Raw genomic sequence first — 25087 nt, 5'->3', positions numbered from 1 at the left:
CGCCGAAGACGTCACCGACGCGCGGGCGAGGTACGAGCTGTTGGTTGTCCACGCCCCGAAGCCTGTCAGATGGCGGACACCGTTTCCGGCCGCCGCGCGTTGAGCCGTCGGTCGCCCGGCTGCGTATATAAGGTCGGACACGGCCCACAGACAGAGCGAAGGCGGAGGAGCACACGGATGACCGTGATTCCCTCCGCCCTGGCACTACCGGCGGGTCATGAAGAGCGGTCCGTCAGTCACCCTGGCGCTGCGTGGGGATCTGCCCCTGCAGCAGGGCGCGAACCTCAGACTCACGGTAGCGACGGTGGCCGCCCAGCGTGCGTATTGCGCTGAGCTTGCCCGCCTTCGCCCACCGGGTCACGGTCTTCGGGTCGACACGGAACATCGACGCGACCTCGGCCGGCGTGAGTAGCGGCTCTGGTTCGTGCGTACGCGATGCCATCGGTCACTCCTCCACAGGTACCTAAAGACATCGGCCGGGGTCCCGCCGGCCGACGCGTCTTTCATGGTCCGGCTAGTCCCCGATGTCCGACATGGGCCGAACGGACTAACGTCCCTGGATGGACGGATGAGCCATGACCGATTTATTGCGATTTTCTACGCCAGAAACCTACTTATTTGGACGCTTAGTCACGCTTCGTATCTGACCAAGTACGAGCCTAGCCCATCATGGGAGCGCGTCCACGGTCCGATTCGACCCGCAATGTGCGCCATTTGCATGACAAATCGAGCAGGCGACAGCCGATCGAGGAAGGCCATAGCAAAACGACGACCGCGGGTGGGCGAATGGTCACGCCCCGCGGCCGTCGCGATGATCGCGTTTAGTTACATCGCTCCAGGAGCTGCACGGCACGCCAGCGGGCGACGAGCTTCTCGTAGGCCTCGGTGGCGCCCTCCGCGTCGCCGTTGGCCAGCCCGGCAAGACCGGCCGCCACGAGCGCCGGCGAGTCGTCGGCCTCCAGCTCGTCGTCCGGCAGCAGATCCACCAGGCCGGCGTAGTCCAGCTCCACCACCGAGCGCGGGTGGAACTCCTCCAGCCAGCGCGCGCCCTCCTCGACCGCCTCGGTGATCGGCGCGTCCCCCACGCTCTTGCGCAGCACCGAGACGCCCCGGTGGGCACGGCGGCGGGCCTTCGAGATCTCGGTGCGGAAGCGCAGGCTCCGGCGGTTGCCCGGCCCGGTCACCAACTCGCGCTCGGACTGGTCCACGAACACGAACCAGCGCAGCGGTACGCCCCAGGTGGAGGCCTGCTCGTGCACGCGCGGCACGCCTTCCTCCAGCACGCGGGCCCCGGTGCGCGCGTCGTCCACCACGGCCTTCGCCTGACCGGCCAGGATCGGCGGCACGAACGCGTCGGCGAGCACGGACGGCACGCCGTCCCGGGCGGAGAGCGCGGCCTCGGCGACCCGCAGCCTGAGGTTCCACGGGCAGACCAGGATGGTGTCGTCGTCCTCCAGGACGTACGCCTCGTCCGGCAGGTCGGGCAGGCGGGTCCAGCCGGCGCCGAGCGCGGAGAGCACCGCGGTGCGCTGCCGCCCGGGGCCGTCGCCGGTGGCGACCGCCCGGCCCTCCCGCGCGTACCGCCGCCAGAACAGCTGACGTTCCCGGTCGAAAGCGGTCAGGGGCTCGTAGACCCGGAGGTACGACGCGAACAGTGACGACACGGCCCGATCCTTCCACGCCGCGGTGAAGGGCTCGCCCACAGCATCTCCGATCACGGTACTTATCGCCCACTCCAACGCCGAAGTCCTAGGGTTTCTCTGTGGGCGACGACAATCCGCCCGCACACTCGCCCCACAAGGGCCCCCGCTACGCCAGAGGAGCAGACATGTCCTTCTTCGCCAATGACGACGACCAGGGATTGGCCGGTCACGAGCAGGTCGTCTTCTGCCAGGACAGGCAGTCCGGGCTCAAGGCCGTCATCGGCATCTACTCGACCGCGCTGGGCCCCGCGCTCGGCGGCACCCGCTTCTTCCCCTATCCGGACGAGCAGTCCGCGGTCGAGGATGTGCTCAACCTCTCACGTGCGATGGCGTACAAGAACGCGCTCGCCGGTCTGGACCTCGGCGGCGGCAAGGCCGTCATCTGGGGCGACCCGGAGCAGCTGAAGAGCGAGGCACTGCTGCGCGCGTACGGCCGGTTCATCGAGTCGCTGGGCGGCCGCTACTACACCGCATGCGACGTCGGCACGTACGTGCCGGACATGGACGTGATCGCGCGCGAGACGCGGTTCGTGACCGGGCGCAGCGTCGAGCACGGCGGCGCGGGTGACTCGTCCATCCTCACCGCCTGGGGCGTCTTCCAGGGTATGCGGGCCGCGGCCGAGCACGTCTGGGGCAGCCCGTCGCTGTCCGGGCGCCGGATCGGCGTGGCCGGGCTGGGCAAGGTCGGCAAGTACCTGGTGGGGCACCTGATCGAGGACGGCGCGTCGGTGGTCGCCACGGACGTCAGCGAGGCCTCGCGGGCGTGGGCGCGGTCCACGTACCCGCAGATCGACCTGGTCGACGACACGGACGCGCTGATCACGTCCGACATCGACGTCTACGCGCCGTGCGCGCTGGGCGGCGCGCTGAACGACGACTCGGTGCCACGGCTGCGCGCGAAGGTGGTGGTCGGCGCCGCGAACAACCAGCTGGCCCACCCGGGCGTGGAGAAGCTGCTGGAGGAGCGCGGCATCCTGTACGCGCCGGACTACCTCGTGAACGCGGGCGGCGTGATTCAGGTCGCGGACGAGATCGAGGGCTTCAACTTCGAGCGCGCGAAGCTCCGGGCGAGCAAGATCTACGACACTACGAAGGAGATCCTCCGGCTCGCGGAGTCGGACGGCGTGCCGCCGGCGGTGGCCGCGGACCGGCTGGCCGAGCGCAGAATGGCCGAAGTCGGGCGGCTTCGGGGGATTCTTCTGCCGCGCCGGGCCTTTTAGCGACGCGCGAGGGGCAACGTGCGCTACCCGAGGTGCCGAACGTCGCCTCGCCCATGTACCGTAAGAGCCACGAGAGATGCCTGACGTCATCGGGGCCCGCCTTCGGGCTGCCCCGAATTCTGTGCGAGGGGGTCGAGCCATGGGGCGCGGCCGAGCCAAGGCCAAGCAGACGAAGGTGGCGCGGGAGTTGAAGTATCACTCCCCGAACACCGACCTCGCCGCCTTGCAGCGGGAGCTTACCGGCGGTTCGAGGTCGGAACACGACTTCGACGACGAGCACAATGAACGCCTCGACGATGACGACGAGGACGACACCGTAGACGACGACACGGATTCGTGGTCGTCGCCGCGGCGTCGCTCCTGACTGCTGGGCAATCTGAGCACGCGGCCCCCCGCGTGCTCACGCATGTCCGCATCGCCTGAGGATGTGTCCACACCCCTCGCCGCGATGCTGCCTGCGCGTGTTCAGCAGCAGTCGACGTCATCGTCAAGGTGCGCATACGCCGAGACCGGCGGATCGTCGCAGTGTCCCTGCGACGATCCGCCGGTCTCGCGTGCTCGGTCAACGGGGAGGGCGATTGTTCCAGTTGTAGAAGGTCGGGATGTTCTCGAAGTGGTTCCACGCGCAGACCGCGCTGGAGCCGTCGCCACCGACTGTCTCCGCGCGGCGTGAGCGTGCCTCCGCGGCCTCGTCGAGCAGCGCGGTCAGTCCGGCACCTGCGCTCCGCACCCGCTCGGCCACCGAGTCGTTCCCCGACTCGGCGGCGTCATCCGGCTGCCGAGCGTTGGTGATCTCGGGCATGGTGCAGCACTCCCTCCAGTAAGCGGATCTTGCTGTTGCGGCAGTGGTTCGTCTCCGTACCGTCGAAACGCCCGTGCTCGAAGTATCGGTTGGCCGCGTGCGCGCCACCGCAGAAGTCGAAGTACGGACATCGGGCACGGCATGCCTCCACGCCCGCGAGAAATTCGCCGATCCACGGCGTCGACGTCGCGTCCGCGAGAATGTGGTCGAGCCCGCGCTCGAGCACGTTGCCGCTGGCGAAGTCGCCGTACCGCGGATCGGAGAAGCCCGCCAGTTCCGGCGAGAGCAGCACGACCGAGCCGTCGTACGCGACGGTGGGAATCGGGTCCAGCCGGCGCGGCAGCAGCGCGCCCGCGGTGCCGTCCAGCACCGCCGCGGCGTACCGCAGCGACAGCTCGATCTCCCGCAGGTGGATGCGTGGATCGCGGCGCCAGGCCGCGACCAGCTCCGCCCAGAACGCGGTGACGGCCGCCGCCGGGAAGCCGTTGTCGCGCGCGTTCACCCCCTCCTGCTCCTCGACGTTGATGCCGAGCACGTCGCAGCCCAGCGCGAGAAAGTAGTCGTAGAGCTCAGTGGCCATGCCGGGAAACGGTTCACCGACCACGCAGAGCGCCGAGTACGGAATGCCGTGCCGACGCAGCGTCTCGATGCCGCGGGCGATCCGGTCGTACGCCGGGCGGCCACCGCGGGTGACCCGCTCGCCGTTACGCTCGCGCGGACCGTCCACGCTCACGCTGACCCGCATGTCGTGCGCGGTGAAAAACTCGCACCAGGCGTCGTCGATCAGCGTCGCGTTCGTCTGCACATGATGCTCGACCTCGGCGCCGAACGGCGCCATCAGCGCGGCCAGCGCATCCCGCCCGGCCGCGAGCGGCTCCCCGCCGTGCCAGACGACGGAGAAGCGGGTGTCCCGCGCCCACCGGTTGACCGGCTCCGCCACCGCCTCAGCGACCGCGACCGGCATGCGCTTGTCGATCGCACGGAAGGGCAGGTAGCAATAGGTGCAGTCGAGATTGCAAAGGGTCGTCGGCTGCATCACCACATACGACGGGACGGTGGCGATGCCGCGCATCCCCGAATCGGCCACCGCACCTCCTCCACCGGCCCGCACGCTCAGGTGAACTGCGGGTTCTGCCATTTCAGGCTAGGCGGCGAGGTCCAGCCGGGTGAAGCCCCCGTCGTGTATCCGGAGGATCACCGGGGCACGCCGACCGGGCCCTTTCCGGTTATGACGTGCGCCGGCCGGGCGCGGTTGCGCCGGCCGGCCCGAAGGTGACCAACCACGCAACCCGCGCAAGGCCGACCGGCATGGTTTCCCGTCGGCCCCTGGCACCGCCGTCGAGGGCCCGGACCACCGGGCCCGATATTTCCGCGTAACGGATCGGAGGCCGACATCGCGAATGCCGGCGGTCGGTGCCCGTTCTGCCTCCGGAACCCTAAGTGATCAAACAGTGAGCAAAGGGAGATCAAGAATTGAAGTAGACCGCTATTCGTTCCACGGATCGGTCACTCAGGCCGTAGGCGGCGCGTTCCGCGGGCGACGTGCAACCGCGGGCGCGACATACCGATATCTCGGGTGACCAGCGCGCCCGGTCATGCCGTCTTCGGGTCGGATGCTCGCCGACCGCACGGCCGGCCGTGTGCTGTGACCGCCAGATGAAAGCAATGATCAAAACCTCAGGGGCGGGTCTTCCCGCTTCCTGGGCGGTGGCGTTCCGAGTGCTCCCGCGGGCACCGGTCGTCGCTGGCGCTCCTCCCTGCCGGTTTCGCGGTGGTCAAGGCAAACCCTTTCGGCGCCGCAGATCCCGCGTTGTGCCGCACATCCCGCGCTGGGGCATCGCGGCGCGGTGCCATCGCCGCGCCGCGCCACGGCCCCGCAGCGCACACCACGCCGGGCTGCGCGCATACCGCACCGGGGATGTCGCCGCCGCGCCGCGCATACCGCGCACCAGGCACGCCCCAGCCGCGCCGCGCAAACCGGCCAACGTTACCCGCACGTCCCGAGGGAACTCGCGCCGCAAAAGTCGCGCCCGGGGATGCCCCGCCACCCGACGGAACTCCTGCCGCACCGCGGAAGCCCTGCCGGATGCTGCCGCACCACCCACGGAAGCCACGCCGCGCCGCGGCAGCCACGCCTGGAATGCGGCATCACTTCGACGGAACCCACGCCGGGCCGCAGCACCGACGCCGAAGCTCGCGTATCCACCCCCACGGAACTCGCGCCGCGCCACGGAGGCCCCGCCGAGGACGCCGCACTACCCCACCCAATCCCACGCCGCGCCGCAGAAGCACGCCGGAGATGTCGCAACCACCCATGGAGCCCGCGCCGCGCCACAGAACCACGCCGCAGATGCCGCACCACGGCACCGAATCCGCGCCGTGCCGCAGAAGCCACGGCAGGTCGCGTCCGCCGAGGATGCCGCACCGACCCACCGAACCGCGCCGCAGAAGCCACGCCGATGATGCCGCAACCCACGAGGCTCGCGCCGCGTCGCAGGGGTCCGGCCACCCTATGGAACTCGCGCCGCGTGGCGGAGGCTGTGGTGGGGCGGGGGTGCGTGGTTTTCTCCGGTGGCGTGCGGGGCCGGCTCCGATGCCGGGCGGCAAGCGGAGCGCCGGCGGAGTCTTGCCGGGCGGCGAGGTTTGCCCGCGGGAGCACTCGGAACGGCACCACGCCGGAAGCGGGAAGATCGAGAAGGTGCCTTTGGTCTTCGTGGCGGTGGGGCGAGCGCTACCGGCCGGCCAAGGGCGATGCGGTCGGAAAAAGACCAGGCCGGAAGCGGGAAGATCAAGATTGATCTTCGGGCTCCCGGCCTGGGGTGCGGATTGCGGGAAGGGCGTCAGCCGCGGGTGTGCTGGCCGATCATCTGTACGGTGCCGGTGCCCTCGATGATCTCGCCGGCGTGCCAGGCGTCGACGCCGCGGCCGGCCAGGAAGGCGAGGGCGCGGTCGGCGTCGGCGGCGGAGACGATGGCGAACATGCCGACGCCCATGTTGAACGTCGACTCCATCTCCGGGTCTTCGATCCGGCCCTTGGCCTGGACCAGCTCGAAGATGGACTGGGGCTTCCAGGTGGAGCGGTTGACCACGGCGTCGACGTGGTCGGGGAGTACGCGGACCAGGTTGCCGGGGATGCCGCCGCCGGTGACGTGGGCGAGGGCGCGCACCTCGCACTCGGCGATCATGCCCAGGCAGTCCTTGGCGTAGATCTTGGTGGGGGTGAGCAGCTCCTCGCCGAGCGTGCGCTGGCGGCCGAACTCCTCGACGACGGTCTCCAGGCGCATGCGGCCGGCACCGAGCAGCACGTGGCGGACCAGCGAGTAGCCGTTGGAGTGCAGGCCGGAGGAGCGCATCGCGATCACGACGTCGCCGACCTCGACGCGGTCGCGGCCGAGGATCTCGGACTCCTCTACCACGCCGACGCCGGTGGCGGACAGGTCGTACTCGTCGGGGCGGAGCACGCCGGGGTGCTCCGCGGTCTCGCCGCCGAGCAGCGCACAGCCGGCGTAGCGGCAGCCGTCCGCGATGCCGGCGCCGATCTCCGCGACCTTCTCCGGCTCGACCTCGCCGCAGGCGATGTAGTCCAGCAGGAACAGCGGCTCGGCCCCGCAGGCCACCAGGTCGTCGACGACCATGGCGACCAGGTCGATGCCGACCGTGTCGTGGATGTTCAGCTGCTGGGCGATGACCAGCTTGGTGCCCACGCCGTCGGTGGAGGAGGCGAGGATCGGGTTCTTGTACTTCTTGGCGTCCAGCCGGAACAGGCCCGCGAAGCCGCCCAGGTCGCCCATGACCTCGGGACGGGACGCGCGGCGCACCTTGTTCTTCAGCAGCTCGACGGCGCGTTCACCGGCGTGGATGGAGACGCCGGCGTCCGCGTACGTGACCGTGCGCTTTCCCCTGTTCCGGCCGGCTCCGGCCTGCCACGGCTGCCGGTCACCGTCCGCCGCGTCGTTGGCTCGCTCGGTCACGTGCGTCACGTTTCTCCCCTTGTGCTCTCGCGTCAGCCCGGGCGTGCCGCTCTGCGCGCTTGTCTGGCCGTACGGCCGCGACGTCACGGTTCTCGTGGGTCGCGGCGTACACGGGCCTAAGAATGATGCGGCTTGTCCCCGCCACCGGGCGAGGCGACCAGGTCCGCCTCGTCGTTCTCCAGGTCGTGGTCGGGGCTCGGGCCCGGGGCCCCGCCCTCCGCGACCTGCGCGGGCACGGACGGCATGCCGACGGACACCCGGCGGCCGACGCCCTCCAGCACGTGCTTGCCGATCATGTCATCGGCCGGCAGCGCGATCGGGTACTCCCCGTCGAAACAGGCCCGGCAGAGCCGGGTCTTCGGCTGCTCGGTGGCGGAGATCAGGCCCGCCAGCGAGATGTAGCCCAGGGAATCCGCGCCGATCGCGCGCCGGATGCCCTCCGTGTCCAGCCCGTTGGCGATCAGCTCCGCGCGGGTGGCGAAGTCGATGCCGTAGAAGCAGGGCCAGCGCACCGGCGGCGACGAGATCCGTACGTGGACCTCGAGCGCGCCGGACTCGCGCAGCATGCGCACGATGGCCCGCTGCGTGTTGCCGCGGACGATCGAGTCGTCGACCACGACGATCCGCTTGCCGCGCACGTTCTCCCGCAGCGGGTTCAGCTTGAGGCGGATGCCCAGCTGACGGATGGTCTGCGACGGCTGGATGAAGGTGCGGCCGACGTAGGCGTTCTTCAGCAGGCCCTGGCCGTAGGTGATGCCGGAGGCCTCGGCGTAGCCGATCGCGGCCGGCGTGCCCGACTCCGGCACCGGGATCACCAGGTCGGCCTCGACGGGGCTCTCCTTGGCCAGCTCGCGCCCGATCTGGACGCGGGCGGAGTAGATGTTCCGCCCGTTGATCGTGGTGTCCGGGCGGGCGAGGTACACGTACTCGAAGAGGCAGCCCTTCGGGTCCGGCGTCGCGAAGCGCACCGAACGCAGGCCGTCCTCGTCGATCGCGATCAGCTCGCCGGGCTCGACCTCGCGGACCACGCTGGCACCGCAGATGTCCAGTGCCGCGGTCTCGCTCGCCACCACCCAGCCGCGCTCCAGGCGGCCGAGCACGAGTGGGCGCACACCGGCGGCGTCGCGCGCCGCGTACAGCGTGTTCTCGTCCATGAAGACGAAGCTGAACGCGCCGCGCACGCGCGGCAGCACCTGCAGCGCGGCCTGCTCCACGGACAGGTCGGGGTACGACGCCAGCAGTGTGGTGACCAGCGACGTGTCCGTGGTCGAACCGTCCGACCCGCCGTCGAGACCGCGCTCGGCGACCTCGCGAGCCAGCTCGGCCGTGTTGACCAGGTTGCCGTTGTGCGCCAGCGCGATCGTGGTGCCGGACGTGGTGGCCTTGATCGTGGGCTGCGCGTTCTCCCAGTTGTTGCCGCCGGTGGTCGAGTAGCGCGCGTGACCGACCGCGAGGTGGCCGCGCAGGCTCGCCAGCGTAGGCTCGTCGAAGACCTGGGAGACCAGGCCCACGTCCTTGTAGACCACGACGCCGGAGCCGTCACTCACGGCGATGCCCGCGGCCTCCTGGCCACGGTGCTGAAGTGCGTAGATTCCGAAATAGGTGAGCTTTGCCACCTCTTCACCCGGAGCCCACACTCCGAACACGCCGCAAGCATCTTGCGGGCCGGGCCTTTGGGGGTCGAGTTCGTGGCTCAACAGCCCGTCGCCTCGGGGCACCTGCCGCTCCATCCGTGTGCTTCGCGCGGAAGTTCCGTCCGCCCGCAACAGTGTACGCGAGGTCAAGCGAATGACGGAGAGCCACCTTTTCGCTGCCAGGGCGTGATCAACAGTAGGTTGACCGGGCAACTAGATAGGGATGTAGTTAGATATGTCAGCACGGTTGCCACTGATCCGCAGACGTCCCTGAGTAATCGCCTCGCCCCAGGACAGGCGTCCGGTGGCCAGACGCACCCACGTCTCCGGGTCCATCTCGACCACATTGGGCGGTGTGCCCCGGGTGTGACGCGGACCCTCGACGCACTGAATCGCACCGTACGGAGGAACCCGCACCTCCACCGAACGGCCGGGAACTTTGGCCGCGAGACCGGCGAGAAGCGCACGTACGGCGTCACGGAGCGCTACCCGCTCGGGGGTCTCACCGGCATCGAACGAGGCCAGCACCGTCGCTACTACTGCGGACTTATCGTGCGGAGAAGACACGTCGGGACGATACGTCTTCGCAGGCTCATCACTTGATGGCTCCCCTGGGTCGCGCGCGGGGTGCCGGACAAGGCATAGTGGCGCACGGTGTACTCAATCACGGGGTGAACCCGGCACGTCCGAGGCCGGGAGCAGATATCCCGGAAGGCGGTGGACGTGACAGCACACCGAAGGCCCTGGCGCGATTTGGCTGGTCAGGAAGGCCGTGGACTACGCACGCGCGCCGTCAGCCTACTCCGTGCGGGCGCGGCGGTCCTGGCGGTCACCGGCGCCGTGCTCTTCGTTACCCCGGCCTCGGCTCAGGCCGACCCGCCCGAGCTGAACCTCAGCCTGCAGGCGGGGGCCATCAACGCGGGGCAGAGCACGAAACTCACCGTGACGGTCTCGCCCGACAACCCGACCGACTCACTCGCTGTGACGGTCACGGTCTTCGACGGCGTGAGGTGCAGCCCGTGCTCCGGCACCGGCTCCTTCGACGTGACGCTCACCGGCGACAACCTCGCCCCCGGCCAGACGAGGTCCGGCAACATCCGGGTCACCGCGGTCGGTACCCCGGTGATCGGTGAGGCCGAGACCGAGGAGAAGAGCGTCTCGCTGCAGGTGAAGGGCCCGGAAGCGGTCCAGACCGTGCGGAAGATCAGTGGTCGCGTGGTCGACGCAGCGACCGGTGAGGGCGTCTCCGGCGCGGCCGTCCGCATTCAGGACCCGGCCGGCCACCAGTACGAGGCGGCCACCAACGGCCGGGGGACGTTCACGTTCAACGGCTCGACGGACCGGCCGATCACGCCCGGCACCATCCAGATCGCCGCGAGCGCGCGTGACTTCGAGGCCAAGGCCGCGACCTTCAACGGCGGCAACGGCGCCACGGTCGACGGCGTGACGCTCCAGCTGGCCTCGACGAAGGCCTCCCCCAGCCCGACCCCGTCGGCGAGCGCCTCACCGAGTGCGTCGCCGACCGCGACTCCGTCCGCGGACGAGTCGGAGGCGTCGGAGGAGCCGGTGACCGATGTCACCGACGTGCCGGACACGAACAACGCCGCGAACCAGTCCGACGACGACGGGGGCATCCCGTGGTTCGTGGTGCTGATCGGCGCGCTGCTGGTCGCGGTCGGCGTCGGCACCATCGTGCTGCTGATGATCCGGCGCAAGCAGGACCGGGAGGCGGCCGAGGCCGAGGAGGAGGCGAAGAACCGCACCCCGGTCGGGGCGGCGGCGGGCGGCTTCCGCGACGACGCGACCCGGATCGGCGGCGCCGGCATGGGCGCGGGCGGCATGGACGACGCCACCCGGATCACCACGCCGATCTCCGACGCACCGACCATGATCACGCCGCGGTCCGCGATGGACGAGTTCCCCGACCCGTACGGTGCTCCGCCTCCCGGCTCCCCCGGTGCGCCGAAATGGGCCGGCGCCGACGACGACTTCGGCGGTAGCAACGACGCCACCCGCGTCGGCTTCGGTGACGACCGTGGCGGCAACTACGGTGGCTCCGGTGGCGGCTACGGCGGTGCGGCACAGTCCGGCGGCTACGACGACGGCTACGGCAACGACCGCGGTGGCAACTACGGCGGCGCCGGCTCCGCGTCGGTCTCCGGCGGCGGCTACGGCGCCGGTGGCCGGGACGGCTACGACGGCGGCGGCTACGACAACCAGGCCGGCGCCGGCTACGGCAACGACCGCGGCGGCTACGGCAACGATCAGTACGACGAGCCCACCGGCCGGTACAACGGCGGTGCGGACGGCTACGGCGGTCAGGGCGGTGGCTACGGCGCCACCCCGGCGGGCCCGTACGGTCAGCGCGCCGACCAGGGCGGCTACGGCGCCCAGGAGATCGACTACGGCACGCAGAACAGCCAGGGTCAGGGCGGCGGCTACGGCGCCGGCCAGGGCGGTTACGGCGGCGGTGGGTACGGCGACGGCGCCGGTGGCGGCAATTACGGCGGCCAGGGTGGCTACGGCGACGGTGGCGGTGCCGGTCAGGGCGGTTACGGCGCCGGCCAGGGCGGCAACTACGGCGGCCAGGGTGGCTACGGCGACCGCGGCGGTTACGACCAGGGTGGTTACGACCAGCAGGGCGGCGGCTACGGCGGCGGCCAGGGCGGTGGCTACCCGGCCCAGCAGGGTGGCGGTTACGACCAGCAGCAGGGCGCCGGGTACGGCGGCCAGCAGGGCGGCGACCGCGGTGGTTACGACCAGGGCGGCTACCGGGACGACCGGGGCAACCAGCAGCGTGGCGACCGCCGCATCGACTGGATGGACGACTGAGCCGATCGGCTCACACGACGGGGCTCGTGCCACCCGGCACGGGCCCCGTCGCCGTCTCCGGGCTCGGGGAGAATCACGTCAAGCGCGGCTGAAGATGCCGCCGCGCAGCAGCGGAACGACCGTGGACGCGTCCCGTTCCAGCGCGATCGCCACGTCGTCGATGAACCCGCGCGCCGCCAGTTCCCGGCCGGAGACGCTGCCCCGGATCGCCGCGCTCACGTCCGGCACGCTGTTCAGCGCGGCCAGCGCCACCGCCGCCTCGACCGAGAGACCGCCGCGCGCACCGGCCAGGCCGTCCAGGATCGCGGCGGCCCCGAGCAGGTCCTCCACGCCGGGGCGCAGCGTGTCGTCCGGCCAGCGCTCACCGGCCGCGATCACGCCGATCGGCGCACGGGTCGTCCCGTACCCCTGGTGCAGCAGCCAGCGGGCGACCGCGCGCGCGTTGCGCAGGCAACCGGCCACCACCGGCAGCCCGGTGGCGCTGGCCGCCGCACAGATCGCCGACCCGTTCGGCGACGGCAGCACCAGATCGGGTGTGCCGGGTGCCCGGCGCAGCGCCGCCGGTGACAGCGACCAGGGGCGCTCCGGGCTCACCTCGGCCCGGCTGACCGCCGCGACCGCGCCGACCCGGGACGCGTACGCCTCGGCCTGAGCGCTCCACGGGAACGGATGCACCCGCGTGCCGCGGCCGACCGCGACGTCCACGGCGGTGGTGAACGAGAGCACGTCGACCACGACCAGCGCGGCGCAGACGTGACCCAGCTCGCTGGCGCCGGCCAGCCCCCAGTCGAACCGCACTCCCGCGCCCGGCTGCGCGTAGACCGCGTCCACCGGATCCGCCTCGCCGCTCACCGTGCCGCTCGCCTTCGCCGCCGTCATGGGCACCCGGGTGCCGCTGTTCGAACGCACCCATGATGCCGCCCGCCCGCGACCGGCGGGACGACAGGTGGCCGACGGCGCTCGCCGGCCACCTACCGCGGAGGCTCAGATGCCGCGACGACCCCGAATCACCGGGCGGTATGCGCCCAGATCAACGGCCTGAAGGCCGTTCTCTGCCCACTTCCGGCGTGGTCACCGTCCGCACGCTCCCGCGGGCACCGGTCGTCGCCGGCGCTCCTCCCTGCACGATCCGAGGCCGGACCGGAAACTCTGGCCACGGAAAGCCGTGGAAGGGCGCTCCGCGAAACGGCAGAGCCCGCGCTGATCAAGTCAGCGCGGGCTCTGCCGTTGTTCGTTCGAGCGAGCGTTACTCGGTGCTGCCGTCAGCGGTCGGCTGGTCGGCGGCGTTCGTCTCGGTCTGTGCGGTGTCGGCCGGGGAGACGACGCCGTCGTCGCCGCTCGGGTCGGCCTGGGTGCTGTCCGCGGCGGCGGCCGGCAGGCCCTCCTCCGCACCGGCGGCCGCATCCGGCGCCGGGTCCTCGCCGACCGGCGCGGCCTGTGCCTCGGTCGCGGCGGCGACCACGGCGGCGGCGACGGCCACCGCGGCGGTGCCCTCGGACGCCGCGGCGGAGACCGCCTCGGACGCGGAGGCCGGAACCGCCGAGCCGGCGGCCGGAACCGCGGACCCCGGAGCGACGGCCTTCGCGGCCGCGGCGCCGGTGGCCGACGCGCCGAACGCGGTGTCGGCCGACGGGATCTCGACGTGGCCGAACAGACGCGGCAGCGTACCGGTGTGCGCCTCGCGCAGCTCGGTCAGCGGGATGCGGAACTGACCGGTCACCTCGACCGCGTCGCTCGCGGCGTCGGTGGTGCCGATCGCGGTCCACGGCAGCGCGTGCTGGTCGCAGAGCGCGGTGAACGCGGTCTCGTGCCCGCGCGGCACCGCCACCACGGCACGGCCGGCGGACTCGCTGAACAGGTAGACGAATGGCGACGAGCCGGTGGTGAACTCGTCCGGCAGCTCGACCGTGACGCCCACGCCGCGCCGCAGCGACGACTCGACCAGCGTCTGGATCAGGCCGCCGTCGGAGAGGTCGTGCGCCGCGGTCAGGTGACCGACGCGGGCGGCCTCGGCCAGCACCTCGGCCAGCGCCTTCTCGCGGGCCAGGTCGACGCGCGGCGGCTCGCCACCGAGGTGACCGTGGGTCACCCACGCCCACTCGGAGCCGGACAGCTCGTTGCGCGTCTCGCCGAGCAGGAAGACCAGATCTCCCTCGGGATGCGCGGACGGCGTGAAGCCGATCGGCACCCGCTGGGACACGTCGTCGATCAGGCCGAGCACCCCGACCACCGGCGTCGGGTGGATCGCGGCCGCACCGGTCTGGTTGTAGAAGCTGACGTTGCCACCGCTGACCGCGATGCCCAGCTCCTGGCAGCCGTCCGCCAGACCGCGCACGGCCTCGGCGAACTGCCACATGACGGTCGGGTCCTCCGGCGAGCCGAAGTTGAGGCAGTTGGTGACCGAGATCGGCTTGCCACCGGCCACGGCCACGTTCCGGTACGCCTCGGCCAGCGCCAGCTTCGCCCCGTTGTACGGGTCGAGACGCGCGTAGCGGCCGTTGCCGTCGACGGAGAGCGCGACACCGAGGCCGGTCTGCTCGTCGATCCGGAGCACGCCCGCGTCCTCCGGCTGGGCGAGGACCGTGTTGCCGAGCACGTACCGGTCGTACTGCTCGGTGACCCAGGTCTTGTCGCACAGGTTCGGCGAGGCGATCATGCGCAGCACGGTCTCCCGCAGCGCGTCGCCGCCGACCGGGCGGGGCAGCGTCTCGGCCCGGTCCGCACGCAGCAGGATCAGGTCGGACGGCTCGCGCATCGGCCGGTTGTAGACCGGTCCGTCGTCGACCAGCGAGCCCGGCGGCACGTCGACGACCGTGTGGTCGTTCCACATGATGACCAGCCGGCCGCCGTCGGTGACCTCGCCGATCGCGGTGGCGAGCACGCCCCACTTGTCGGCGATCTTCAGCACGTCGTCGAGCTTCTCCGGCGCCACGATCAGGAGCATGCGCTCCTGCGACTCGCTGGCCAGGATCTCGTGCGGTGACATGGACGGCTCGCGCAGCGGCACCCGCTCCAGCCAGACCCGCATGCCGGCCTCGGCAGCGGCGGCGGTCTCGGTGAGCGCGCAGGTGAGGCCGGCGCCGCCGAGGTCCTGGATGCCGACGACCAGCCCGGCGTCGTACAGCTCCAGGCAGGACTCGATCAGGAGCTTCTCCATGAACGGGTCACCGACCTGGACGGACGGGCGGCGTTGCTCGCTGCCGTCGTCGAAGGTGGCGCTGGCCAGCACGGAGACGCCACCGATGCCGTCCCGGCCGGTCTTCGCGCCGAGCAGCACGACGATGTTGCCGGCGCCGGTCGCCTCCTTCTTCTGGAGGCGGTCGACCGGCAGCACGCCGATGCTGAGCGCGTTGACCAGCGGGTTGCCCTGGTAGCAGGGGTCGAAGACGACCTCGCCGCCGATGTTGGGCAGGCCCAGGCAGTTGCCGTAGCCGCCGACGCCCGCGACGACGCCGGGGAGGACGCGCTGGGTGTCCGGGTGCTCGGCGTCGCCGAAGCGCAGCGGGTCCATCACCGCGATCGGGCGGGCGCCCATCGCGAGGATGTCACGGACGATGCCGCCGACGCCGGTCGCGGCGCCCTGGTACGGCTCGACGAAGCTCGGGTGGTTGTGCGACTCGACCTTGAAGGTCACCGCGAGCTCGTCCGAGATCTGGATGACGCCGGCGTTCTCCCCGATGCCGGCCAGCAGGCGCTCGTTCTTCGGCGCCTTCTCGCTGAACTGCTTCAGGTGGACCTTGCTCGACTTGTAGGAGCAGTGCTCGCTCCACATGATCGAGTACATCGCCAGCTCGGACTGGGTGGGCCGGCGGCCGAGGATGTCACGGATCCGCTGGTACTCGTCCTCGAGCAGGCCGAGCTCGGCGAACGGCTGCAGCTCCTCGGGGGTGGAGCCGGCGCGGTCGACCGTGTCGGGCGCGGACACCGCGGTCTCCTTCTTCGGTGAGATCAGTTCCTGGGTCACGCCGGCACCGCCGCGGACTTGCCGGCGAGGTGCGCGAGGACGGAGGCGAACAGACCGAGACCGTCGAGGGACGGACCGGTCAGCGCCTCGACGGCGTGCTCGGGGTGCGGCATGATGCCGACGACGTTGCCGCGCTCGTTGGTGATGGCGGCGATGTCGCGCTGCGACCCGTTGGGGTTGCCGCGGATGTAACGGGCGACGACCCGGCCCTCGGCCTCCAGCGCGTCCAGCGTGCGCTGGTCGGCGACGTAGCAGCCCTCACCGTTCTTCACCGGGATCAGGATCTCCTGGCCGTCGGTGAACGTGCCGGTCCAGGCGGTGCTGGTCGACTCGACCTTCAGCCACTGGTCGCGGTTGCGGAAGTGCAGGTGCTGGTTGCGGGTCAGCGCGCCGGGCAGCAGGTGCGCCTCGCAGAGGATCTGGAACCCGTTGCAGATGCCGAGCACCGGCAGGCCACCGTTGGCCGCATCGATGATCGACTCCATCGCGGGAGAGAACCGGGCGATCGCGCCGCAGCGCAGGTAGTCGCCGTAGGAGAAGCCGCCGGGGAGGACGACCGCGTCCACGCCGTGCAGATCCGGGTCGGCGTGCCAGAGGCGCACGGCCTCGGCACCGGCCAGCCGGACGGCGCGCGCGGCGTCGCCGTCGTCCAGCGAACCCGGGAAGGTGACCACACCGATTCGCATGGTCAGGCCTTCACCTGCTCGTCGGCGTGGATGGTGAAGTCTTCGATGACCGGGTTGGCCAACAGCTTGTCGGCGATCTCCCGGACCCGGTCCAGATCGGCGTCGCCGGAGAACTCCAGCTCGATGCGCCGCCCGATGCGAACCGACGTCACGTCGGTGACATCGAGCCGGGGCAGTGCGTTGGCGACGGCCTGGCCTTGCGGATCGAGGATCTCCGGCTTGAGCATGACGTCGACGACGACGCGAGCCACGAGGCACTCCTGACTGTTTGCGCTGTCCTAGCTGTCTGCGGCCGGTGGTGACCATCCGGCCCACCAGCACCGGCCTGGAGGGGCGAGCGCCCTCAGAGTACCTGGTGGCCGACGCCCAACCCGCACCGGCCGACCCGGCCACCAGCGATTATCCGGGGAGCGACGAAGGTCACTCCCCGGGTAATCGTTAAATCGGTCAAAGGGTCTTATATACGCCTAATTCACAGGATGGGAGCGGGCGAATAGCCGGCCGCGATCGGGTGGGCGGCGACCACGTCCGCGACCCGGTCCGCGACCGAGTGGACCTGTGCCGGTGCGGCGCCGACGAACGCGGCCCGGTCCGCCACGAGCGCGTCGATCTCGGCCCGGGAGAGGTTCAGCCGGCCGTCCGCGGCGAGCCGGTCGAAGAGGTCGTTCTCCGCCGCACCCTTCTCGCGCATGGCCAGCGCCACCGCGACCGCGTGCTCCTTGATCACCTCGTGCGCGGTCTCCCGGCCCACCCCACGGCGTACCGACGCGACCAGGATCTTGGTGGTGGCCAGGAACGGCAGGAACCGGTCCAGCTCGCGGCCGATCACCGCGGGGTAGGCGCCGAACTCGTCGAGCACGGTCAGGAACGTCTGGAACAGCCCGTCCGCCGCGAAGAACGCGTCCGGCAGCGCGACCCGGCGCACCACCGAGCAGGACACGTCGCCCTCGTTCCACTGGTCACCGGCCAGCTCGCCGACCATCGACAGGTAGCCCCGGATGATCACGGCGAAGCCGTTGACCCGCTCGCTGGACCGCGTGTTCATCTTGTGCGGCATCGCGGAGGAGCCGACCTGGCCCGGCTTGAAGCCCTCGGTGGCCAGCTCCTGGCCGACCATCAGGCGGATCGTAGTGGCCAGTGACGAAGGCGCGGCCGCGACCTGGGCGAGCGCTGCGACCACGTCGAAGTCGAGCGAGCGCGGGTAGACCTGGCCGACGCTGTCCAGCACGCGCTCGAAGCCGAGGTGCCGGGCGACGCGCCGCTCCAGCTCCGCGACCTTCTCCGCGTCGCCGTCGAACAGGTCCAGCTGGTCCGCGGCCGTGCCGACCGGGCCCTTGATCCCGCGCAGCGGGTAGCGGCGGATCAGGTCGTCGATCCGCTCGTACGCGATCAGCAGCTCCTCGGCCGCGGACGCAAAGCGCTTGCCGAGCGTGGTGGCCTGCGCCGCCACGTTGTGCGACCGGCCGGTCATGACCACGTCGGAGTGCTCGATCGCGAGCCGGGAGAGGCGGGCCAGCGTGGCGACCACGCGGTCGCGGATCAGCACCAGCGACGCGCGGATCTGTAGCTGCTCGACGTTCTCCGTGAGGTCGCGCGAGGTCATGCCCTTGTGCACGTGCTCGTGCCCGGCGAGCGCGCTGAACTCCTCGATCCGGGCCTTGACGTCGTGCCGGGTGATCCGCTCCCGGGCCGCGATCGACTCCAGGTTGACCCGGTCGAGCACGGCCTCGTAGGACTCGATCACGCCTTCGGGCAGCGCGATCCCGAGGTCACGCTGCGCGCGGAGCACGGCCACCCAGAGCCGCCGCTCCATGCGGATCTTCTCTTCCGGTGACCAGATCGCGAGCAGCTCGGTCGAGGCGTACCGCCCGGCGAGAACGTTCGGGATGCGCGGGCGCTCGGGGGTGTCGGGGAGGGAAGTCACGGCCGAAGTCTCTCATGTTCGCCCTGCGTCTCCGCCCGGCCGCCCAGGCCGACAAGATCAATGAACGGCAATAACAAGATCAAAATCAGCCGTGGGTACGGGTGCGAGCGCTGGTTGCACCATCGGCCGGTGAACTAATTCACCGTTCGACGATCGCCACCACGCCCAGGCCGCCCGCCGCGCAGATGGAGATCAGCCCGCGACCCCGCGGCTTGTCGCTGAGCAGCTTGGCGAGCGTGGCCACGATCCGGCCGCCGGTCGCGGCGAACGGGTGCCCGGCCGCCAGCGACGATCCGGTCACGTTCAGCCGGCTCCGGTCGATCGCGCCGAGCGGCACCTCCACGCCGAGCCGCTCCTTGCAGAACTCCGGCGACTCCCAGGCCTTCAGCGTGGCCAGCACCTGCGACGCGAACGCCTCGTGGATCTCGTAGTAGTCGAAGTCCTGGAGCGTGAGGCCGTTGCGGGCGAGCAGCCGGGGCACCGCGTACGCCGGGGCCATCAGCAGCCCCTCTTCACCGTGCACGAAGTCGACGCCCGCGGTCTGACTGTCGCCGAGATATGCCAGAACGGGAAGATTGTGCTCCTTCGCCCACTCCGCGGACGCGAGCAGCACGGTCGACGCGCCGTCGGTCAGCGGTGACGAGTTGCCCGCGGTCATCGTCGGGTGCGCGCCCGCGGTCCCGAAGACCGGCTTGAGCCGGGCCAGCTTCTCCGCCGACGTGTCCGCCCGCAGGTTCTGGTCGCGGTGCAGCCCGAGATAGGGCGTGACCAGATCGTCGAAGAACCCTCGCTCGTACGCCGCGGCCAGGTTCTGATGCGAGCGCAGCGCCAGCTCGTCCTGCTCCTCCCGGCCGATCTCCCAGGTCTCCGCGGTGCGGGCCGCGTGCTCGCCCATGGACAGCCCGGTCCGCGGCTCCGCGTTGCGCGGCATCTCCGGCTTGAACGGCTGCACCGGGCGCAGCTTCGCGGCCGCCCTCAGCCGGGCGCCGAGCGTGCGTGCGGTGTTCAGCTCCAGCAGCGCGCGGCGGAAGTCCTCGTTCAGTGCGAGCGGCGCATCCGACGTCGTGTCCACGCCACCGGCCACGCCGACCTCGATCTGACCGAGCGCGATCTTGTTGGCGACCAGGATCGCCGCCTCCAGCCCGGTGCCACAGGCCTGCTGCACGTCGTACGCCGGGGTGCGGGGGTCCAGCTGGGAGCCGAGCACCACCTCGCGGGTCAGGTTGAAGTCACGGGAGTGCTTGAGCACCGCCCCGGCCACCACCTCGCCGAGCACCGCACCGGCCAAGCCGAACCGGGCGACCAGCCCGTCCAGCGCGGCGGTCAGCATGTCCTGGTTGGATGCCTGCGCGTACCGCCCGTTCGACCGGGCGAACGGAATGCGGTTGCCACCCAGGATCGCGACCCGGCGGATGCTCTGCTGCACGACTCTCCCTCCCGACTTACTGATGGGTAGGCTACGCCCATGGTGGACCGGTACGCGACCTTCGCCAACTCCGCCGCGGGCAAGGCGCTCGTCAAGCGCCTCGGCCTGCCGGCGCCGACCACGCTGCGCCGCCACTCCCCCGGAGACCCGCTGGTCACCGGCCCGGTCCTGGTCGACGCGGCGCCCGGCGGGCGGCTCGCCCCGGTTGTCCGCAAGCTGCTCGGCGAGGCCGGGGTGCCGCTCCGCGACCCGGTCGCCGCCGCGGTGGAGGCCGGTGCGTCCGAGCGGCCCGGCCGGCTCGCCGCACTGATCTTCGACGCCACCGGCGCCACCGCCTCGGACCAGCTGCGCACGCTCTACGACTTCTTCCACGCGCAGGCCCGCACGCTGCTGCCGTCCGGCCGGGTGATCGTGCTCGGAACCGCGCCGGAGAACTGCGCCGCGCCGCGCGAGGCGATCGCGCAGCGCGCGCTGGAGGGCCTGGTGCGCAGCATCGGCAAGGAGTTCGGCCGGGGCAGCACCGCACAGCTGGTCTACGCGGCACCGGACGCGCCGCTGGAGTCCACGCTGCGCTTCCTGCTCTCCGGCCGCTCCGCGTACGTCTCCGGTCAGGTGATCCGCATCGGGTCGCCCGTGTCCGCCGCGCCGGCGACGACCCGCCCACCGGCAGCCGCACCGTCCGCGACCGGGCCGGCCACCGAAACCGAGCCGGCCGCCGGGGCCGAGTCGCCGGTGGACTGGGAGAAGCCGCTGGCCGGCAAGGTGGCGCTGGTCACCGGTGCGGCGCAGGGCATCGGTGCGGCCATCGCCCGGGTGCTCGCCCGGGACGGCGCCCGGGTGATCGCGCTGGACGTGCCGGCCGCCGGTGAGCCGCTGGCCGCGCTGGCCAACGAGATCCGCGGCGAGGCGCTGCAACTCGACGTGACGGCCACGGACGCGCCCGAGCGGCTGGCCGGCTACCTCCGCGACCGGCACGGCCGGGTCGACGTGGTGGTGCACAACGCGGGCATCACCCGGGACAAGACGCTCGGCCGGATGACCGCGGAGCAGTGGGACTCCGTGCTGGACGTGAACCTGACCAGCCAGGAGCGGATCAACGACGCGATCCTGGAGCTGCTGCCCGCCGGTGGCCGGCTGATCCAGGTCTCCTCGATGAACGGCATCGCCGGCAACCGCGGCCAGGCGAACTACGCCACGTCCAAGGCCGGCGTGATCGGGCTGGTACAGGTGCTGGCGCCGACGCTGGCCGCACGCGGCGTGACGGTCAACGCGGTCGCGCCCGGTTTCATCGAGACGCCGATGACCGCGCGGATGCCGGTCCCGCTGCGCGAGGCGAGCCGCCGGCTGAACAGCCTCAGCCAGGGCGGCCTGCCGATCGACGTGGCCGAGACGATCGCCTGGTTCGCCGCGCCCGGCTCGTCCGGCGTGACCGGCAACGTGGTCCGCGTCTGCGGCCAGAGCCTGATCGGCGCCTGATGTCGGTCTACCTGCGCGCCGCGCTCGGCCTGCTGCCGCTCGGCACCCGCCCGGACCGGCTGCCGTCCCACACGCTGACCAGGAAGAATCTGGCGGTGGACCGGGCACGTCTCGCCCGGTACGACCGGGTCTGCGGCTTCCGGCTCGGCGACGCGCTTCCCCCGACGTACCCCCATGTCCTGGCCTTTGATCTGGTCATGGAGCTGATGACGGCGCGCGCGTTCCCGTTCCCGGTGGTCGGGCTGCTGCACGTGACGAACCGGATCGAGGTGCTGCGGCCGCTGACCGCGGACGACCGTCTCGACCTGGCGGTCCACGCGGTCGACCTGCGTGATCATCCGCGCGGGCGGCAGTTCGACATCGACGTGACCGTGACCGTCGACGGCGAGGTGGCCTGGCGATCCCGGTCGGCCTATCTGCGCCGCGAGCGCGCGTCCGGTACGCCGCGGGCCGACCGGCCGGACCTGCCGGCGCCGTCCGCCCGGTGGCGGTTGACGCCGGCGATCGGGCCGGAATACGCGGCCGTCTCCGGCGACCACAACCCGATCCACCTCTCCTGGCTGGGCGCCCGCGCATTCGGCTTCCCCGGCCCGATCACGCACGGCATGTGGACGCTGGCACGCGCACTCGCCGCGCTGGAGGGCCGGTTGCCGGTCACCGGCGTGATCGAGGCCGAGTTCCGCCGGCCGGTGCCGCTGCCGTCCGTCGTCGACTTCGGCACCGACCTGCACCGGCTCGCCGTCACCGAGCCCGGCACCGGCAAGCCGTACCTGACCGCCCGGGTGGGGCCCTAGCCCTTCTTTCCGTCGTACGACCTGGCCTGGCACTCCAGTTCCATCGCCTCGTCCGGCTCCCACGTGTCGAAGCCTGGGCCGGGCCGCCATTCGCCGTTCTCCTTGATCAGCGGTTTGCCACCCGCGACCACGCACCGGTGGGCCGGCGCGTCCCGCGCCCGGTCAACCGGGGGCAGCGGTCTCGGCCTCGCCATCGCCCGCCGTCTCACCCAGGCGCACGGCGGTGACCTGACCGCCCGCAGCACGCTCGGCGTCGGCAGCGTCTCCGCGGTCCGGATCCCGAGGTAGCGGTTCCGGTCGCCAGGTGGTGCCGGTGAGCAGGCGGTCGGCGCCGAGCCAGGCGACGTTCATCATCTGGGTGGCGGTCTTGGCGGGATCGGCGCCGGGGTGGTCGGTCATCCAGTCGGCGAGCGACTCACCCGCGCCGACCAGCGCGTGCGCCATCACCTCGAGCTCGGTGCCGGTGGCCCGGCCGCCGGAGCCGGACATCGCCCGGGTGAGCAGCGCGGTCACCACCTGGACCATGCGCGAGCGCATGCCCGCCAGCTCGGCCGCGAACGGCTCCAGCCCGCGGGCCTGGCGGTAGAGCACGGTCCAGCCCTCGCGGTTACCGGCGACGAAGTCGAAGAACGCACGCAGGCCGCTCCACAGCTGGCGGTCGGCCGGGGCGCCGGGCTCGACCGCACCGGCGACGACCTCCATCAGGCGGTCGGCCTCGCGGTGCAGCGCGGCCAGGAACACCTCCTCCTTGGTGCCGAGGTACGCGTACACCATCGGCTTGGAGATGCCCGCGTCCTCGGCGATCTCGTCCATCGAGGCGGCGTGGTAGCCGCGGCGGGAGAAGACCCGGACGGCCGAGTCCAGCATCTGCCGCTCGCGGACGGCGCGGGGGAGACGCTTGAAGGCCGGCACGGTTGTCAGCATACCTACCCGGGCGTAACGTTACGCGCGCGTAGATTTGCGAGAGGATAAGCCTGAGATGACCGATTTCGATCCCGCCACCTTCGCCACCATGGAGCCGCGCGAGTTCGCGAAGATCGTCAAGGCGACGCCGGACTCGACGATCACCGAGGTGATGAGCGGGCCGCAGCGCCAACTCATCCTGGACGAGGTGTTCGCGCGCATGCCGAAGCAGTTCCGGCCGGAACGCGCGGGCCAGACCAGCGCGGTCATCCACTGGACCGTCACCGGCCGGCCGGACGGCGGCGCGGACACCTACGAGATCGTGATCGACGGCGGCGCCTGCACGCTCTCGCCGAGTACGGACCGGAAGGCCGACCTGACGCTGACGGTCGCGCCGGTCCCGTTCGTAAAGTTGATCTCCGGCCTCGGCAACCCGGTGATGATGTTCATGGGTGGCAAGCTCAAGGCGGACGGCAACCTCGGCCTGGCCGCGCAGATCCAGACGCTGTTCGACATTCCCAAGGCGTGACCGGCGTGGAGTTCTCCCTGGAGCTCACCGCGGAACAGACCGAGCTGCGCGACTGGGTGCACGGGTTCGCGGCGGGCGTGCTGCGCCCGGCCGCCGCGGAGTGGGACGCGCGCGAGGAGACGCCCTGGCCGATCATCCAGGAGGCGGCGAAGGTCGGGCTGTACGGGTTCGAGTTCCTGGCCAACGCCTGGTCCGACCCGAGCGGCCTGTCCATGCCGGTCGCGAACGAGGAGCTGTTCTGGGGCGACGCCGGACTCGCGATGTCGATCGCCGGCACGTCGCTGGCGGTCGCCGCGATCTTCGGCTCCGGCACGCCCGACCAGCTGGCCGAGTGGGTGCCGCCGTGCTTCGGCGACGAGGCGAACCCGGCGGTCGGCGCGTTCTGCTCCACCGAGCCGGAGGCGGGCTCCGACGTCGCCGCGATCCGCACCCGTGCGGTCTACGACGAGGCCCGTGACGAGTGGGTGCTGAACGGGCAGAAGGCGTACGCCACGAACGGCGGCATCGCGGCGGTGCACGTGGTCACCGCATCCGTCGACCCCGCGCTCGGCTCGCGCGGTCAGGCGGCCTTCGTCGTACCCCCGGGAACGAAGGGTTTGTCGTCGCCGCGGAAGCTGGCCAAGCTCGGCCTGCGCGCCTCGCACACCGCGGACGTCTTCCTCGACGACGTACGCGTGCCCGGGCGCTGCCTGCTCGGCGGCAAGGACACGCTGGACGCGCGGCTGGCCCGGGCGCGGGAGAAACAGCGCACGTCCGGCCAGGCGTCGATGCGTACGTTCGAGCTGTCCCGGCCCACGGTCGGCGCGCAGGCGATCGGCGTGGCGCGCGCGGCGTACGAGTACGCGCTGGACTACGCGCGCAACCGGGTGCAGTTCGGCCGGCCGATCGTGGAGAACCAGGCGGTCGCGTTCGCGCTGGCCGACATGCGGATGGAGATCGAAGCCGCGCGCCTGCTGGTCTGGCGGGCCGCGTGGATGGGCCGTAACAACCGCCCGTTCGCGGCCGGTGAGGGCTCGATGTCCAAGCTCAAGGCCGGTGAGGTCGCGGTCGCGGTGACCGAGAAGGCCGTGCAGATCCTCGGCGGCGCCGGATATCTGCGCGAGCACCCGGTCGAGCGCTGGTACCGGGACGCCAAGATCTACACCATCTTCGAGGGTACGTCCGAGATCCAGCGGCTGGTCATCGCGCGCGCCATCACCGGCCACCAGATCCGATAGGTATAC

At 71.3% G+C, this 25087-nt stretch carries 21 protein-coding genes and 1 pseudogene; 8 read left to right on the top strand and 14 right to left on the bottom strand.

Annotated elements, in window-relative coordinates:
- Positions 1-232: 232 nt before the first annotated feature.
- Together J2S42_RS22985 and J2S42_RS22980 are read right to left on the bottom strand one after the other, a co-directional pair.
- Positions 233-442 (bottom strand): BldC family transcriptional regulator, encoded by a 210-nt coding sequence (locus J2S42_RS22985; protein WP_033343489.1) that lies wholly within the window; start codon positions 440-442, stop codon positions 233-235.
- 379 nt (positions 443-821) lie between these two features.
- On the bottom strand, positions 822-1664 hold the full coding sequence (locus J2S42_RS22980) for a DUF8083 family protein (protein WP_307242288.1): 843 nt from the start codon (positions 1662-1664) through the stop codon (positions 822-824).
- A gap of 164 nt (positions 1665-1828) precedes the next feature.
- On the opposite strand from J2S42_RS22980, the gene J2S42_RS22975 reads away from it, so the two are divergent.
- Positions 1829-2923 (top strand): Glu/Leu/Phe/Val family dehydrogenase, encoded by a 1095-nt coding sequence (locus J2S42_RS22975; RefSeq protein ID WP_307242286.1) that lies wholly within the window; start codon positions 1829-1831, stop codon positions 2921-2923.
- A gap of 139 nt (positions 2924-3062) precedes the next feature.
- Entirely contained in the window at positions 3063-3287 is a 225-nt protein-coding gene (locus J2S42_RS22970; protein WP_306836176.1) for a DUF3073 domain-containing protein, read from the top strand.
- A gap of 198 nt (positions 3288-3485) precedes the next feature.
- Here the strand turns inward: J2S42_RS22970 and amcA are convergent, their stop codons facing one another.
- The 5 genes from amcA to J2S42_RS22945 form a co-directional block, all read right to left on the bottom strand.
- Complete coding sequence (gene amcA, locus J2S42_RS22965; RefSeq protein WP_307242284.1) at positions 3486-3725, bottom strand: multiple cyclophane-containing RiPP AmcA; 240 nt, start codon at positions 3723-3725, stop codon at positions 3486-3488.
- Positions 3691-4797: a cyclophane-forming radical SAM peptide maturase AmcB gene (gene amcB, locus J2S42_RS22960; protein ID WP_307248948.1), complete on the bottom strand. Its 1107-nt coding sequence runs from the start codon at positions 4795-4797 to the stop codon at positions 3691-3693. Before amcB ends, amcA begins: the two co-directional genes overlap by 35 nt.
- Positions 4798-6565: 1768 nt before the next feature.
- Complete coding sequence (gene purM / locus J2S42_RS22955; RefSeq protein WP_307242282.1) at positions 6566-7705, bottom strand: phosphoribosylformylglycinamidine cyclo-ligase; 1140 nt, start codon at positions 7703-7705, stop codon at positions 6566-6568.
- A gap of 107 nt (positions 7706-7812) precedes the next feature.
- Positions 7813-9414 (bottom strand): amidophosphoribosyltransferase, encoded by a 1602-nt coding sequence (purF, locus tag J2S42_RS22950; RefSeq protein WP_307242281.1) that lies wholly within the window; start codon positions 9412-9414, stop codon positions 7813-7815.
- Between the two features lie 129 nt (positions 9415-9543).
- Positions 9544-9897, bottom strand: coding sequence for a sterol carrier family protein (locus tag J2S42_RS22945; RefSeq protein WP_307242279.1), 354 nt, complete (start codon positions 9895-9897; stop codon positions 9544-9546).
- Positions 9898-10170: 273 nt separating this feature from the next.
- Here J2S42_RS22945 and J2S42_RS22940 point away from each other — a divergent pair, with 273 nt between their 5' ends.
- Complete coding sequence (locus J2S42_RS22940; RefSeq protein WP_307242277.1) at positions 10171-12162, top strand: carboxypeptidase-like regulatory domain-containing protein; 1992 nt, start codon at positions 10171-10173, stop codon at positions 12160-12162.
- 78 nt (positions 12163-12240) lie between these two features.
- On the opposite strand, the gene J2S42_RS22935 is transcribed toward J2S42_RS22940, so the two are convergent.
- From J2S42_RS22935 to J2S42_RS22910, 6 genes are all read right to left on the bottom strand, one after another.
- On the bottom strand, positions 12241-13041 hold the full coding sequence (locus J2S42_RS22935) for a 2-phosphosulfolactate phosphatase (protein WP_307242275.1): 801 nt from the start codon (positions 13039-13041) through the stop codon (positions 12241-12243).
- A 367-nt stretch (positions 13042-13408) separates the two neighbouring features.
- Positions 13409-16126 (bottom strand): phosphoribosylformylglycinamidine synthase subunit PurL, encoded by a 2718-nt coding sequence (gene purL / locus J2S42_RS22930; RefSeq protein WP_307242273.1) that lies wholly within the window; start codon positions 16124-16126, stop codon positions 13409-13411.
- Positions 16123-16818 (bottom strand): phosphoribosylformylglycinamidine synthase subunit PurQ, encoded by a 696-nt coding sequence (gene purQ, locus J2S42_RS22925; protein WP_307248946.1) that lies wholly within the window; start codon positions 16816-16818, stop codon positions 16123-16125. The genes purL and purQ overlap by 4 nt, the downstream gene beginning before the upstream one ends.
- Complete coding sequence (purS, locus tag J2S42_RS22920; protein WP_307248943.1) at positions 16815-17063, bottom strand: phosphoribosylformylglycinamidine synthase subunit PurS; 249 nt, start codon at positions 17061-17063, stop codon at positions 16815-16817. The genes purQ and purS overlap by 4 nt, the downstream gene beginning before the upstream one ends.
- Before the next feature lie 221 nt (positions 17064-17284).
- Positions 17285-18700 carry an adenylosuccinate lyase gene (gene purB, locus J2S42_RS22915; protein WP_442320105.1) on the bottom strand — a complete coding sequence of 472 codons (1416 nt, stop codon included), beginning with the start codon at positions 18698-18700 and terminating at the stop codon, positions 17285-17287.
- Between the two features lie 175 nt (positions 18701-18875).
- Positions 18876-20162 (bottom strand): acetyl-CoA C-acetyltransferase, encoded by a 1287-nt coding sequence (locus J2S42_RS22910; RefSeq protein ID WP_307242269.1) that lies wholly within the window; start codon positions 20160-20162, stop codon positions 18876-18878.
- A 39-nt stretch (positions 20163-20201) separates the two neighbouring features.
- Here J2S42_RS22910 and J2S42_RS22905 point away from each other — a divergent pair, with 39 nt between their 5' ends.
- The 3 genes and pseudogenes from J2S42_RS22905 to J2S42_RS22895 all read left to right on the top strand — a co-directional run.
- Entirely contained in the window at positions 20202-21638 is a 1437-nt protein-coding gene (locus J2S42_RS22905; RefSeq protein ID WP_307242267.1) for a 3-oxoacyl-ACP reductase, read from the top strand.
- A complete protein-coding gene (locus tag J2S42_RS22900; RefSeq protein WP_307242265.1) occupies positions 21638-22432 on the top strand; it encodes a MaoC/PaaZ C-terminal domain-containing protein in 795 nt (264 codons plus the stop codon). The genes J2S42_RS22905 and J2S42_RS22900 overlap by 1 nt, the downstream gene beginning before the upstream one ends.
- Positions 22433-22495: 63 nt before the next feature.
- Positions 22496-22654, top strand: a pseudogene (locus tag J2S42_RS22895) (hypothetical protein); the annotation flags it as partial.
- Here the strand turns inward: J2S42_RS22895 and J2S42_RS22890 are convergent.
- Positions 22595-23353, bottom strand: coding sequence for a TetR/AcrR family transcriptional regulator (locus tag J2S42_RS22890; RefSeq protein WP_307248941.1), 759 nt, complete (start codon positions 23351-23353; stop codon positions 22595-22597). The pseudogene J2S42_RS22895 and the gene J2S42_RS22890 overlap by 60 nt on opposite strands.
- 58 nt (positions 23354-23411) lie before the next feature.
- On the opposite strand from J2S42_RS22890, the gene J2S42_RS22885 reads away from it, so the two are divergent.
- Positions 23412-23864, top strand: coding sequence for an SCP2 sterol-binding domain-containing protein (locus J2S42_RS22885; protein ID WP_307242263.1), 453 nt, complete (start codon positions 23412-23414; stop codon positions 23862-23864).
- A 5-nt stretch (positions 23865-23869) separates the two neighbouring features.
- Positions 23870-25081, top strand: coding sequence for an acyl-CoA dehydrogenase family protein (locus J2S42_RS22880; protein WP_307242261.1), 1212 nt, complete (start codon positions 23870-23872; stop codon positions 25079-25081).
- The last annotated feature ends 6 nt before the right edge of the window (positions 25082-25087 follow it).

It is taken from the genome of Catenuloplanes indicus (genome assembly GCF_030813715.1).
Taxonomy (GTDB): domain Bacteria; phylum Actinomycetota; class Actinomycetes; order Mycobacteriales; family Micromonosporaceae; genus Catenuloplanes; species Catenuloplanes indicus.
The sequence above is the reverse complement of the archived record's forward strand: the minus strand, read 5'-3'. Positions and strand labels throughout refer to the sequence as shown.

What these genes read in the sequence shown, in the direction of transcription:
- J2S42_RS22985 (WP_033343489.1), bottom strand. Translation starts at nt 442, where the DNA reads ATGGCATCGCGTACGCACGAACCAGAGCCGCTACTCACGCCGGCCGAG.
- J2S42_RS22975 (WP_307242286.1), top strand. Translation starts at nt 1,829, where the DNA reads ATGTCCTTCTTCGCCAATGACGACGACCAGGGATTGGCCGGTCACGAG.
- J2S42_RS22970 (WP_306836176.1), top strand. Translation starts at nt 3,063, where the DNA reads ATGGGGCGCGGCCGAGCCAAGGCCAAGCAGACGAAGGTGGCGCGGGAG.
- amcA (WP_307242284.1), bottom strand. Translation starts at nt 3,725, where the DNA reads ATGCCCGAGATCACCAACGCTCGGCAGCCGGATGACGCCGCCGAGTCG.
- amcB (WP_307248948.1), bottom strand. Translation starts at nt 4,797, where the DNA reads ATGCGCGGCATCGCCACCGTCCCGTCGTATGTGGTGATGCAGCCGACG.
- J2S42_RS22935 (WP_307242275.1), bottom strand. Translation starts at nt 13,041, where the DNA reads ATGACGGCGGCGAAGGCGAGCGGCACGGTGAGCGGCGAGGCGGATCCG.
- J2S42_RS22905 (WP_307242267.1), top strand. Translation starts at nt 20,202, where the DNA reads ATGGTGGACCGGTACGCGACCTTCGCCAACTCCGCCGCGGGCAAGGCG.
- J2S42_RS22900 (WP_307242265.1), top strand. Translation starts at nt 21,638, where the DNA reads ATGTCGGTCTACCTGCGCGCCGCGCTCGGCCTGCTGCCGCTCGGCACC.
- J2S42_RS22885 (WP_307242263.1), top strand. Translation starts at nt 23,412, where the DNA reads ATGACCGATTTCGATCCCGCCACCTTCGCCACCATGGAGCCGCGCGAG.